Raw genomic sequence first — 13,741 nt, 5'->3', positions numbered from 1 at the left:
ACCCTATTACCCTATACGTGCGTTTAGTTTGGCACTTATTTTGATGTTATGCTCAGGGGAAACCCATAGTTAAAACAGATTACCTCATGAACCGATCAACACGGGTTCTGCTACTGATAGCGGGGCTGCTGATATCGTCGCTGACGCTACATGCGCAAAGTGGTCGTCTTAAGGCCGCTAATAAGCAGTACGACAATTACAGCTATCTGGCGGCTGTTCGTATGTATGAAGAGTTTTTGCGCGGCAAACCAGGCGACGCTACAGAAGCCAGGGAAGCCATGACAAAACTTGGCTTCAGCTATCGTAAACTTCAAGACACCCGCAATGCAGAACGGGTATATGGCGAACTGATTGCCAGCTACCCCGATCTGGAAAGCGAGATTTACCTTTATTATGCTCAGGCGCTCGCTTCGAATGGTAAAAGCCGTGAAGCGCAGAAAATGTATAGTCAGTATGGTCAGCGCCAGAGTAATGATCTGCGTGGTCGCACTGGTACGATTACTTATATGGACCTCAGTCGCTTTTATCTAGACTCGTCGTCGTACCGTATTCAGAACTTACCGATCAATTCACGGCAGGCAGATTTCAGCCCGATGTACTATAAGAAGGGGTTAGTGTTTGTCTCATCTCGCGACGAAGGCGGTGCGATCAAACGCGTGTTCTCATGGAACCAGACGCCTTTTCTCGACCTCTACTCTTTCCCTGACACCAATCAACTCCGCATTCCCGGTTTCGACCCGGTTGCACGGCCAGCCGGAACGGCCGTCTTGGGTGGTGGTGGCCCAGCGGCAGATCAATCGGTTGAGATCGAAGCGGAGAATAAACCAATTTCAAAATCTGAGAAGTTTAGCCGGACCCTGAATACGAAATACCACGAAGGCCCCGTAACCTTCACACAGGATCAGAACTTCATTGTTTTCACCCGCAATAATGGCAGCAAGGGCAAATCGGCGAAGAGCAGCGACGGGGTTCGGAAACTGAAACTGTACTCAGCGGTATTCCGTGGCAATAAGTGGCACGACGTAACCGAATTACCATTTAACAGCAGCGAATATTCTGTTGGCCACCCAGCCTTTGCGCCCGATGATCAACGGCTTTATTTCGTATCAGATATGCCAGGCGGCTATGGTGGTACCGATATATATGTTGTTGAATTTAAGAACGGCGAATGGGGTACACCTGTCAATATGGGCAAAGAGCTGAATACAGAAGGCAACGAAATGTTCCCATACGTTGATGGATCCGGTAACTTGTACTTCGCTTCTGACGGCCACGCCGGTTTAGGTGGACTTGATGTCTTCTACGCTGAAATGAAGGATGGCGTACCGTTTCGCGATGTGCAAAACGTTGGCTACCCGATCAACTCAGAAAAAGACGACTTTGGCCTGATTACTGACAAGGGGCGAACGTCGGGCTATTTCAGTAGCAACCGCCGCAAAGGCATCAGCGATGACGATATTTATTCATTCCGTCGCTCCTGCAAGCAGTTGAACATTCTGGTATTCGACGCCAAAAGCGGAGCTCCACTCAGCGCGGCCGATGTTCGGATTGTTAGAAATGGCTCCAATCAGGATCTGAAAGTTACAAACAACGATGGTAAAACAGATCTCTGCCTCGATGTGAACACGGAGTATGAGTTTAAGGCTGTGAAAGAAGGTTATGCACCCAACAGCATTCGGTTCTCAACCCTGACTCAGTCAAACAAACCACAGATGAACGTATCGATTTATCTGGAGAAAAGCGAAAACACGATCGTTCGCGGTGTGATTAAAACGGAAGTCAACCAGAAACCGGCTGAAGGTGTAAAAGTTACGCTGCGTAATGAAAAAGACAAGTCTGAAAAATCGGTCGTGACAGGCCCCGATGGAGGCTATGAATTTGATGTTAAGCCAAACTCACCATTCACGATCACTGCCCAGAAAGATAAATACGCCACTAAACGTACCCAGGGCAAAGTTGTGAAAGGCAAGAAAACCCAACGTACCCAGGTTGATTCGCTTGGCTTATACGGTGAAGGCGATGTATTCCAGCTCAAGAATATCTACTACGACCTGAACAAGTTCTTCATTCGCCCCGATGCGGCACGCGAGCTTGATCATGTGGTGGCTATTTTGAAAGAATACCCAACGATGAAGATTGAGCTGCGGTCACATACCGATGCGCGGTCGGGCGACGCTTACAATATGCGTTTGTCAGAAAGCAGAGCACGGGCGGCCGTTGATTATATTGCCTCGCGTGGGATTAACCCAAGCCGACTGACCGCACGTGGCTACGGAGAAAGTGAAATCGTGAACGGATGTACGGATGGCGTTGATTGCGCAGAAAGTGAACATCAGCAAAACCGGCGGACTGAGTTCAAGATTCTGGCGGTCAAATAAGACCTTGTGTAGTGAGGTAAGTTCAGGGAGGCGTGGGTTTGCAAAAACCCGCGCTTTTCCATTTTAAAGCCGCGCAAACGGCATTAAAAACGTATTGCGAACTGAGTTAGGCCGTTCGATAATGGAAACCTTTTCAGTTTTTTTTCGTTTCGTAATTAATCTGACGGATTCTTCTATATTTGTATACCTATGATTCAGAGGCGCTGACCCACAACGCGGCACCTCGTTTATAGCCTGCAAATCACAGTATATTCCCGTTGCAGATTTTACCACCCGAGCATCGTATCGGGCGAGGTCATTCAGGCCAGCTTATTCTCTATTTCCTGTCGTATATCCTTCAGCGTACATCACTTGTTAGCTGGTCCATGCGGCCACTTTCCCAATTCTCTCTGTGTGTGCTCACCTTGCTCCCCGACAGCAGTCTGCGCTAACCCTTACATATGTATACTATTGACGACTTAACGTCCAAGCTCGTTACCGAGTTACGTGGCCTTGCTGACCAGTTCGGCATTTCAGACGCCACCAAGTACCCCAAAAAAGACCTTGTTTATAAAATTTTGGATCAACAATCACGGCAACCCGGCGACGCATCGCCCAGTACAGCCAGTTCAGACGCCGCTGCTGAAGTAGCACCCAAGCGCCCAGCCCGAGGCCGTAAAGTGCAGACTAACAATGAGGTTAGCACACCAGTAGCCGTTGAGGCTACGCCTGAAGTACCGCAGCAAGAACCCGCGGCAGACGTATCGCCTAAAGTTCGGCCGCAACGGGCTAAACGCACATCAGAACCAGTACAGGTAACTGCACCGGAACAGACGCCTGTTTCCGTAGAACCAGCCACTAGTTCAGAAACCGTTGCCGAAGCACCTGTATCGGCTCAACCCGCCCAGTCGGTAGAAACAACCCAAGCCGATGCTTCGCCGTCGGAAGGTAACCAGGAACAGCGGCGTGAGCCCCGAGCGCGGATGGACGGCCCACGCCAGAATGACAATCGGCAGGGTCGTCAGGATGATCGCCGGAATCAGTCGTCAGATAATTTCCGGAACGACAACACTACCCGTCAGGGGCGTCCAGATCAGCTAAACCGAAATCGACCCGATCAGAGCCGACCGGAACAGGGGGATATGCCCCGTCGTACAGATAACGGTAGAGATGACTCCCGACCCCGGAACGACGATCGGCGTAATCAGGGAGATCGGCCGCGCGACAATAGCTACGGCCGTCCGGATGCCCAACGGTTTGATACCGGTCGGCCTTCAGGTAATCTGCCTCAACAACGGAATGACCGGTTTGGTAATCAACAACGCCCTGGCCGGACCGATCAGGATCGGAATCAGCAAACACGCCGCGAACTACGCGACTCGTACCGGAGTCAGAATCCTAATCAGTCATCCGCTCCTTTTCAACAATCGGTTCAAAATCGGCGCCCGGCCGTTCGTGACGAGAACGCCACGAATTTTCAGCAGGAGCCTGAAGAGGAGTTTACCATACCAACGGTTATTTCCGACGAAACACCCGGCTTGGCCAACGTATCAGAGCAGGCAGACCAGCAGGAAGTTCCTTCAGAAGCACAACCAACAGACGGTGGTGAAGCTACCGGACAGGATGGGCAACGTACCCAGTCGCCGCAGCCTACCCGCGAACAAACCGAATACGCCAGTCGGATTCGGCGGCAATACAACCAGCACGTTCGCGAATTCGATGGTATCATCGATAACGAAGGTGTGCTGGAAATCATGTCGGATGGTGGCTACGGCTTCATGCGCTCGGCCGGTTATAATTACCTCGCCAGCCCGGATGATATTTACGTGTCGCCATCGCAGATCAAACTGTTTGGCCTGAAAACGGGCGATACCATCAACGGATCGATTCGGCCACCGAAAGAAGGCGAGAAATATTTTGCCTTACTGAAGGTTACGACCGTTAACGGTAAAACGACCGAAGAAATTCGTGATCGGATTCCGTTCGAGTATCTCACTCCACTCTTCCCCGAAGAGCAATTGAAACTCAGCACCCGGCCCGACGTTTACTCGACCCGCGTACTCGATCTCTTCGCTCCGATTGGTAAAGGGCAGCGCGGCATGATCGTGGCTCAGCCCAAAACGGGTAAAACGGTGCTGTTGAAAGAGATTGCCAACGCTATCACGAAAAACCACCCTGAAGTATACCTGTTGATTCTGCTGATCGACGAACGCCCGGAAGAAGTGACAGACATGGCTCGTAGCGTCAATGCTGAAGTTATCTCGTCGACCTTCGATGAGCAAGCCGACCGCCACGTGAAAGTGGCCAGCATGGTGCTTGAAAAAGCCAAACGCATGGTTGAATGTGGCCACGATGTCGTGATTCTGCTCGATTCGATTACCCGTTTGGCGCGTGCCTATAACACGGTTGTGCCTTCGTCGGGTAAAATTCTGTCGGGTGGTGTCGATGCCAACGCGCTACACAAGCCTAAGCGGTTCTTTGGTGCGGCACGTAACGTAGAGCATGGCGGTTCGCTAACGATCATTGCTACGGCGCTGATCGACACGGGATCGAAAATGGATGAGGTTATCTTTGAGGAATTTAAAGGAACCGGCAACATGGAACTCCAGCTCGACCGTCGCCTGGCCAATAAGCGCGTTTACCCGGCTGTTGACGTCATGGCATCGGGCACCCGGAAAGAAGACCTGCTGCTTGACCGTGAAACGCTACAACGCGTTTGGATTTTGCGCAAGCACATGTCAGACATGAACCCTGTTGAATCGATGGACTTCCTCCTCGACCGGATGCGCGGCACCCGCAACAACGAAGAATTCCTGATCTCGATGAACCGGTAACGTACCTGGCAGAAAATCCTTGTACAGCATAGCATACAAAAAGTCCCTGCCATTTGTGGCGGGGATTTTTTGTATGCAGGTACGTTGTCTGTTCACCCTACCGTTTTCTACTCTACCTGCTTACAGTTCGGATTTAGGTCAAACAAAAAGGCCCAACCATTGCTGATTGGGCCTTTTTATGTAAGTCAGGTACGTTGATTAAATACCTTCGAGCGTCTCCTGTGGTTTGACCGCATCGGGAATAGACTCCGTGCCAATCTCTTCCTTGACCTCTTCAGCAATACCCCGCTTTTTGTACGCCTGATAAACGGTATCACGCTCGAATGGGCGTTTGCCAATCAGACGAACAAGGTCATCCTGGTATAAAATCTCTTTCTTCAACAACTCCTGAGCAATGATTTCCAACGCCTCGCGGTGATCGGTCAGCATCGTTTTCGTGCGCTCGTAGGCTCCTTCAATGATCTTCCGAACTTCCTCATCGATCTGACGAGCCGTTTCTTCCGAATAAGGCTTATTGAATGAATATTCAGACTGTTTCGAGTCGTAGAATGACACGTTACCAATCTTGTCGTTCATACCGTACATGGTCACCATACTGTAGGCCAGTTTGGTAATCCGCTCCAGGTCGCTCAGCGCACCGGTCGAGATTTTATCGAAAACCAGATCTTCGGCAGCCCGACCACCTAAGGCCATACACATTTCGTCCATTAGTTGCTCGGTACGGTACAGATACTGCTCGCGGGGGAGGTATTGCGCATAGCCCAGCGCGGCAACGCCACGTGGCACGATTGATACTTTCACGAGCGGATCGGCGAATTCGAGGAACCACCCGGCCAGTGCATGACCAGCTTCATGGTAGGCAACGATTTCTTTCTCTTCCGGCGAAATCAGCTTGTTCTTCTTCTCAAGACCACCAATAACGCGGTCCATCGCATCCTGAAAATCGCTCATATCAACTGATTCTTTATCCCGACGGGCGGCAATCAGCGCGGCTTCATTACAAACGTTGGCAATTTCAGCACCGGCAAAACCAGGCGTTTGGGCGGCCAGTTCTTTCGGCTCCACATCGGCCGACAACTTGATCGGTTTCAGGTGGACTCTGAAAATTGCCTCCCGGCCAATGATATCCGGCTTGTCAATGCTAATCTGGCGGTCGAAACGACCGGGCCGTTGCAAGGCTGAGTCAAGCACGTCGGGGCGGTTGGTAGCGGCCAGAATAATGATACCCGAGTCGGTTGCGAAACCATCCATTTCAACCAGCAATGAGTTCAGCGTATTCTCGCGTTCATCGTTCGCACCGGGCATCGAGCCACGGCCACGTGAGCGACCCACGGCATCGATCTCATCAATGAAGATGATACAGGGGGCCTTTTCTTTAGCCTGTTTGAAGAGGTCACGTACCCGGGCGGCACCAACCCCCACAAACATTTCTACGAAGTCGGAACCCGATAGCGAGAAGAATGGAACGCCCGCTTCGCCAGCTACAGCTTTAGCCAGCAGAGTTTTACCGGTACCCGGAGGTCCGATCAGCAATGCACCTTTCGGAATCTTCGCACCTAGTTTGGTGAACTTTGACGGATTTTTGAGGTAATCAACAATTTCTTTGATCTCCTCTTTGGCTTCGTCCAGCCCGGCCACATCGTTAAACGTGATCTTCACCTTACTGTCGGCGTCGAACAGGGCTGCTTTCGACTTGCCGATATTAAAGATCTGACCGCCGGGCCCACCACCACCCGACATGCGGCCGAGGATAAAGTACATGGCCAGAATCATGGCGATGAAGAACCCGTACGTAGCCAATTGGCTGGCAAAGTCTGTGCGGGTTTCAACATTATAGTCGATCCGCTGATTATCAGGTTTATCTTTTTCAATGCGTTCCAGATCGCGTTTCAGCGATTCAGCGGACGGCACCTCAAACTGATAGTGTGGGCCAGTTCCACCCCCGAAATAGGGTTTTTCGCCGTTTAAATTACGATACTCTGGCTTTTGCAGTGCCTGCTGATTCAGGGTCACCTCGGCATATTTGTCGTTTACAACGACAACTTTCTGGACGTCATTATTGCGAGCCATGCGCTCAAACTGCCGGGCAGAGGTGGGGCGCACCGATGTATTTTTGCTCAGGAACGCGATGCCCAGAATAGCGGCGATCAGCAGAACCACGATCCAGCCCTGGAAATTCGGCTTTCTAGGTAACCGGGGCAATGGATTTTTATTGTTGTTGTTATCAGACATTTCGACAGGTTATACAGAAATCGGTTAATAGGGAAACACAGTACAATAGTGAATGTTTTTGCTATTGTACTGCGAGTAGGAAGACAACCAGCCCATGTTCAGCAGTCTAGCGCTGCACAAACACATCGGATTCATTGTCGACCCACGTCATCTCGGCATCCCCCCAGAGTTGTTCGAGATCGTAAAAAGCCCGGCGATCTTTCTTAAACACGTGCACAACAACGTCCATGTAATCCAGCAGGATCCACTCGCGGTTCAATTTGCCTTCACGGTTTGTTGGGAACACCCGGCTCACTTTTAATATTTCTTCTTCGATGGAGCCAGCTATAGCATCGATTTGTGTGTCGGAGCTACCAGAACAGATTACAAAGTAGTCGGTAATGGCATTTTTTACATTACGCAGGTCCATCACCACGATGTCCTGCGCTTTTTTCTCCTGCATTCCTTTTACAACCAAATCACGGAGTTGTTCGGTCGTTAATTCTGTTAGTTTGGCTGAAACAGCGTTTTGAATCATGCTTTGCGTGTAAACTTGTGAGCGCAAACAGGTAGCGGGTACGTTGCCAAGTCAAGGAAGCAACTGCTTCAGCGCACCATACATTATTTGACTAATCTATAATCGTAACAATCATTGTACAAAATTTATCCCAAAACCCTCTTCGTTGGCCAAAAAATCGTTTATCTGCCAAGCTGTCAGTCTACCAACGATGAGGCCGCGCTTCTTTTAGGCCGGGAAGACGTACCTGAAGGCACCCTTGTAGTCACCGATCAGCAGACGCAGGGACGTGGTCAGCGGGGCAATCAGTGGGAAGCCCAACCTGGGCAAAACCTGACCTTTTCGCTTATTGTTCGCCCTGCGTTTCTGACCGCCGCCGAACAGTTCTGGCTCAATATGACTGTTTCACTAGCGATTCAGGACACCCTGTCACCACTACTGACGTCTTCTGTTCTAACGAGCAAATGGCCCAATGACGTTTATGCACATGACCGAAAATTAGGCGGGGTATTGATAGAAAATACACTGCAGGGCTACACATTGGGGCATTCTGTCATTGGCGTGGGCCTGAATGTGAATCAGGTCGCCTTCAACGTACCTACGGCTACGTCCCTCCTTCTTGAGTCTCCTGCGCCAGACGGGTACTCGTTGCCGGGCTTGCTGACAGCATTGGCCGAGAATCTCGAAAAACGATATCTTCAGTTGCGGGCTGGTCACAGAAATGTGCTTCGGGCAACGTATCTGCAACACCTGTATCGGTTTCAGCAGCCCCACACGTACCTGGCCGATGATCAGCCTTTCACCGGCGTTATTACTGATCTTGACCCAACCGGACGTCTTGGCATTCTGACAAACGGTGTCATGCGCTATTTCGCCTTCAAAGAGGTCGTTTTCATGACAGATGACATATACTAGTAAAAAGAATGGCTCGGCTGCAGCCCATCCGGGGCAGGCAACAAAGCCATTCCTTTTACTAGTATATGTCTTACTTCAACGCATCTTCTACCGGATTGCCGACGCAGCCACTCGGCTCCAGAATGCCCAATAGCGCACAGATTGTCGGAGCGATATCTGCAATCTGCGTACGGTGGAAAGTTTGCCCCTGCTTCACGCCCCAGCCATAGATCAGGAATGGCACATGTGTGTCGTAGGGATACATTGTGCCGTGGGTAGTGCCTTTGCTACGACCTTCAAACCAGCCAGCCTGGAGCATCACATAAAAATCGCCGCTCCTATTCGGGTGATACACATTGCGCAACATAGACAATTGATTGTCGGGCAGTGCTGTGTTGGCCAGGTTATGCAGGTTAAGCACATTGATTACACCCCGTTGGGCCAGCAGCGTAGACCGTACGAGCGCGTAAACGTCCTGGACCGGGATTTTCTTCTCGGCCAGCAGCGCCGTATTCAGATACACCTGCTGATTGAAGTAAGTAAGCATCCACTGACCGGGGCCATAGGCTTTTGCCAACGTTGCTTTGACGGCTTCCCCTACATCACCGTATGATTTTATATCAGCTGGTATACGGTATGATCGTGAAAAGGCTGGAATATCGGCAGCGCCGTGGTCGGCAGACAGGAAGGCCAGCCACTCACCCTTTCCAACTTTGGCATCCAGTTCATTGAAAAACTCCTGTAACTGTAGATCCAGCCGGAGATATTCATCTTCCGTTTCAATGGCGTGGGTTCCAAAGGCGTGCCCAACGTAGTCGGTTGATGAGAAACTGACAGCCAGTAAATCAGTGATATTGTCTTTACCCAACTGCTCACCATCGAGCGCAGCCAATGCGAATTCTTTGGTAAGCTGATCACCATAGGGCGATGCACGCAATACTTCGTAGCGACTCTGTCCGGCAACGGCTACAAATTCGTGGGGAAACACCGATTTTGTTTCGCCCGGCAGTGTCGCCTCGTAGGGCTGGTTGTCAGACGTGCTTTCAACGTATTTGTCGAGTGCCAGCAAGGGTTCCCATTTCTGCTTCAGAAACTGGTCGGGCTGTCTGCGGTTATTATAGGCTTTTACCCACTCTGGCAGGTCTTTCCGGTAAAACGTACTGGTGATCCAGTTACCATCTTTTGAATCAAACCAGTAGGCAGCGTCAGCGGCATGACCAGCGGGCAAAATAGAGCCACGATCTTTCAGGGCAATACCCACCACCTTCGCCCGGTTATCCGTAGCCAGCTTCAGTTGGTCGCCAATCGTGGTAACGAGCATATTGCGGGGCGACATCAGTCCGGCAGAGCCTGTATTACCAACTGTCTGCACTGTAGTGTCTTCGGCGCAATACACAAGCCGACCCAGTTGACGATCATAAAATTCATTGCCAACAATGCCGTTGTACGCCGGCGCAGAACCGGTGTAGATGGCAGCGTGGCCAGGCCCGGTGTATGTAGCTGCGTAATGATAGTGATTGTTCCGGCAGTTGTATCCCTGTTCAATCAACCGGCGGAAACCGCCGCCGGTGCTCAACGAACTATACTTCTCGTAGTAGCGATACAGGTAATCGTACCGCATCTGATCAACTACAATACCAACAACCAGTTTGGGACGGGCAGACGTAGCGGAGTTCCCTGGGCTTGTAGTGGGCGTAACAATCGCCGTACTGGCCTTTTTCGACTGGCCAATAGTCGTCAAAGTGCTGAAGAGTGCAAAGCACAATAATGGAGAAGCGAAGCGCGTCATGAAACAGAGTGGCGAAACCAGCAATAGATGATCGCAAAGGTAACGAACATTTCGGGCGTGGCTACCGTTGATTCAGTTACCAAATCACGAAGTCACCGGCTTGTTTTCATGCATAAAGGAATGTCGTTTAGCCCCGCTCAGATCGGCAATAAGGGCATCTGGATTGCTCTCACTATTCTATCGGCCTGGTTTGCGCTGCTGGCTTTCCTGCTTACCTATCGCAGTCCGGAGCCATCGGTAACAGGTATTGGCCTGAGTTGGGCAGATCCGCTCGTGTATCTGTTCATCCTGCTTCAGACGCATCTCTATACGGGCGTGTTTATCACCGCTCACGATGCCATTCACGGCGTAGTTGCTCCGAATAATAAGCGATTGAATAACGCAATTGGCTGGGTAGCAACCTTGCTGTTCGCCTACAACAGCTACGGTAAATTATCCGCTGGTCATCACCTGCACCACCGCCACGCAGCCACCGAACACGACCCCGATTATCACCGTGGTAATCCGAACATTCTGCTCTGGTTCGTTGATTTTGCCCGCAGTTACGTATCCATCTGGCAAATTCTAGCGATGGCAATCACGTATAACGTGCTAAAAATCTGGTTTCCAATGGAAAATCTGATCGCCTTCTGGATGATCCCTGCGGTTCTAAGTACGTTTCAGCTGTTCTTTTTCGGAACGTACCTACCCCATCGTGGCGACCACGAGAACCCACCTCATAATGCCCGCAGTCAGAGGTTAAATCATGCGTGGGCGTTTGTTTCCTGCTATTTTTTCGGCTATCACTTCGAGCATCACGACCAACCCTATCTCCCCTGGTGGAAACTGGCCGAAGCGAGGGAGACGAGTGAAGAATTAAGAGTTGAGCATTAAGAATGGCTCTGCCAATGGACATACATTACTGCTAATAGAGCCATTCTTAATGCTTAATTCGCTCTCACTTGCTTCGCTCGATTGTATATTGAATGAGGCCCTCCAGCGAGTTGCGGTAGGTCGAGGCAGGAAGTTTATAGAGAAGGTCTTTTGCCTGCTGCACGTAGTTCTGCATGGCAACCGTAGCGTATTCGATACCCCCAGACTCTTTCACGAAGGAGATCACATCGTTAACTTGCTTCGGCTCATCGCTATGATTTTTGATGATATTGATCACACGCCGTTTATCACTTCGAGCTGCCTTATTAAGGGCATAGATCAACGGTAACGTCATCTTTTTCTCCTTGATATCGATACCGAGCGGTTTACCGACTTCAGCCGTTCCGTAGTCGAACAGGTCGTCTTTTATTTGAAAGGCGATGCCCACTTTTTCACCGAACAGACGGGCTATTTCGATCATCTCAGTTGTTGCATTCACCGATCGGGCACCCATGGCGCAACAGGCGGCAATAAGCGACGCTGTTTTTTGCCGGATAATTTCGTAGTAAACATCCTCGTTGATATCGAGGCGCCGTGCTTTTTCCAGTTGGAGAAGTTCGCCTTCCGACAAATCACGCACAGCCTTGTTACCAATGCCCAGCAGGTCATAATCGCCGTTATCGAGCGAAAGCGATAGCCCTCTTGCGAGTAGATAATCCCCTACCAGCACCGCAATTTTATTCTTCCAGAGCGCGTTGATGGAAAAAAAACCACGGCGGTAGTTCGAATCGTCGACGACATCATCGTGGACAAGCGAGGCAGTATGAAGCAGTTCGATAAGAGCGGCCCCCCGATAGGTAGAGTCGTTGATGGTGCCACAAACACCCGCCGTCAGAAAAACGAACATGGGGCGAAGCTGCTTGCCTTTACGCCGGACAATGTAGTTCGTGATCTGATCGAGCAGCATCACGTCACTTTTCATCAGGTCTTTAAACGTCTGCTCGAACCGATTCATTTCAGCAGCAATCGGAGCCTGGATATCGGCAATGGTGAGAGACATTCGTAAATCTTAACCGTAGAGCCAGCCCAATCCGACTACGTCGCGGCCGCCTGTACTACGTCATTAATTGATAAGTGATTGGGCAAAAGTAACGACGAATTGACGAACTGTTGGTAAAAATCACAATCTTCGAGGCAGCTCTTGGAAGAGTATTTTCCAGGACATTTTACAGAGACTAACATCAAGATAGCTCTTGTCCTGTTTTAGCTCTCTCCAGTACTACTCTCTACAGTCAACTCATGCCTGACCAACCTACCATTCCTGCTTCTGAAGTTCATTCCGACTTATTACCTACTTCCTGCGGCCGTACCCTGGTGCTGGGTGGTGGCTCCCTGAAAGGCGCTTTCCAGTGTGGTGCCATCACGGCCATCTTCGAGAAAGGGTTCAAGCCCGAAGCTATCTACGGTATCTCTGTAGGCAGTCTGAACGCCACTTTTTTGGTTCACGAAGCCAACAGGCAGCATGCCGAAACAGGCCGGATCGACTGGCCGAAAGTTGGCCGTGTCCTGCTCGAATTCTGGATCAAGCATATCACGAAACCTGATGATGTAGCCGTGATCCGGTCGCGCGTGCTGACGGGCTATAATACGCTGTTCAGCCGGTTCGATGGTTTTCTGGACAATACGCCTTTACGCAACCTGATCAGCGAGCATATTGATGTAAACGTGTTGAAGCAGGGACCGATCAAGTTGAAAGTTGGGGCCGTAAACGTCATCGAGGGCGATATGGTGTATGTGTCGCCCAACGAAGCACATTTCCTCGACTATGTTTTTGCCAGCAGTTCGCTCCCTTTTCTGATGCCCGCCGTTCAGATCGGCGATGACCGGCGTAAAGCGTTCCTCGATGGAGGACTCCGGGAGGTGGCACCACTGCGCGAAGCCATCGATGATGGCGCAACCGAACTGATGTGTGTAGCCTGCCACGCCAAACGAATCTTCAACGAGTCGTTCAATCACCGCAATCTGCTCAACCTGATGGAGCGGGTGAAAGACATTACCGTCAATCAGATTGTCAACAACGATATTGCCTGGGCCGAACGTTTTGTTGATCGCGAAAAACTGCGCGGTCATACCTTCAGCCTTACCGTCATTCGCCCAACCGAACCACTCAGCCTGAATCTCCAAAAGTTCGTCTCCGACGACATAGGCAAGCTAATCGTGCAGGGATACAAAGCTGGCACTGACGTACTCCGGATGATAACCGTCAACTCGTAGTGCTGTCATACGT

At 50.7% G+C, this 13,741-nt stretch carries 9 protein-coding genes; 5 read left to right on the top strand and 4 right to left on the bottom strand.

All coding sequences use genetic code 11. From position 1 onward, the window contains the following. Positions 1-86 precede the first annotated feature (86 nt). Both J2I46_RS10865 and rho read left to right on the top strand, forming a co-directional pair. Entirely contained in the window at positions 87-2,378 is a 2,292-nt protein-coding gene (locus tag J2I46_RS10865; RefSeq protein ID WP_207329017.1) for a carboxypeptidase regulatory-like domain-containing protein, read from the top strand. 440 nt (positions 2,379-2,818) lie between these two features. After that, entirely contained in the window at positions 2,819-5,191 is a 2,373-nt protein-coding gene (gene rho, locus J2I46_RS10860) for a transcription termination factor Rho (RefSeq protein WP_207329016.1), read from the top strand. A 198-nt stretch (positions 5,192-5,389) separates the two neighbouring features. On the opposite strand, the gene ftsH is transcribed toward rho, so the two are convergent. Continuing rightward, the gene (ftsH, locus tag J2I46_RS10855) at positions 5,390-7,423 is read right to left on the bottom strand and encodes an ATP-dependent zinc metalloprotease FtsH (protein ID WP_207329015.1); all 2,034 of its coding nucleotides are present in this window, start codon (positions 7,421-7,423) and stop codon (positions 5,390-5,392) included. A 106-nt stretch (positions 7,424-7,529) separates the two neighbouring features. Beyond that, positions 7,530-7,940 (bottom strand): ribosome silencing factor, encoded by a 411-nt coding sequence (gene rsfS / locus J2I46_RS10850; RefSeq protein ID WP_207329172.1) that lies wholly within the window; start codon positions 7,938-7,940, stop codon positions 7,530-7,532. A 114-nt stretch (positions 7,941-8,054) separates the two neighbouring features. On the opposite strand from rsfS, the gene J2I46_RS10845 reads away from it, so the two are divergent. After that, complete coding sequence (locus J2I46_RS10845) at positions 8,055-8,834, top strand: biotin--[acetyl-CoA-carboxylase] ligase (protein WP_207329014.1); 780 nt, start codon at positions 8,055-8,057, stop codon at positions 8,832-8,834. A gap of 70 nt (positions 8,835-8,904) precedes the next feature. Here J2I46_RS10845 and pafA read toward each other — a convergent pair whose 3' ends face one another. Next, positions 8,905-10,602: an alkaline phosphatase PafA gene (gene pafA / locus J2I46_RS10840; protein WP_207329013.1), complete on the bottom strand. Its 1,698-nt coding sequence runs from the start codon at positions 10,600-10,602 to the stop codon at positions 8,905-8,907. Between the two features lie 120 nt (positions 10,603-10,722). Here pafA and J2I46_RS10835 point away from each other — a divergent pair, with 120 nt between their 5' ends. Beyond that, on the top strand, positions 10,723-11,475 hold the full coding sequence (locus J2I46_RS10835) for a fatty acid desaturase (protein WP_207329171.1): 753 nt from the start codon (positions 10,723-10,725) through the stop codon (positions 11,473-11,475). Positions 11,476-11,539: 64 nt separating this feature from the next. Here J2I46_RS10835 and J2I46_RS10830 read toward each other — a convergent pair whose 3' ends face one another. Beyond that, positions 11,540-12,514 carry a polyprenyl synthetase family protein gene (locus tag J2I46_RS10830; protein ID WP_207329012.1) on the bottom strand — a complete coding sequence of 325 codons (975 nt, stop codon included), beginning with the start codon at positions 12,512-12,514 and terminating at the stop codon, positions 11,540-11,542. Positions 12,515-12,753: 239 nt separating this feature from the next. Here J2I46_RS10830 and J2I46_RS10825 point away from each other — a divergent pair, with 239 nt between their 5' ends. Beyond that, positions 12,754-13,728 (top strand): patatin-like phospholipase family protein, encoded by a 975-nt coding sequence (locus J2I46_RS10825; protein ID WP_207329011.1) that lies wholly within the window; start codon positions 12,754-12,756, stop codon positions 13,726-13,728. Positions 13,729-13,741: the final 13 nt, after the last annotated feature.

This window comes from Fibrella forsythiae (assembly GCF_017353175.1).
Lineage (GTDB): Bacteria > Bacteroidota > Bacteroidia > Cytophagales > Spirosomataceae > Fibrella > Fibrella forsythiae.
Note: the sequence above shows the minus strand (reverse complement) of the source record. Positions and strands in the feature narration are given on the sequence as shown.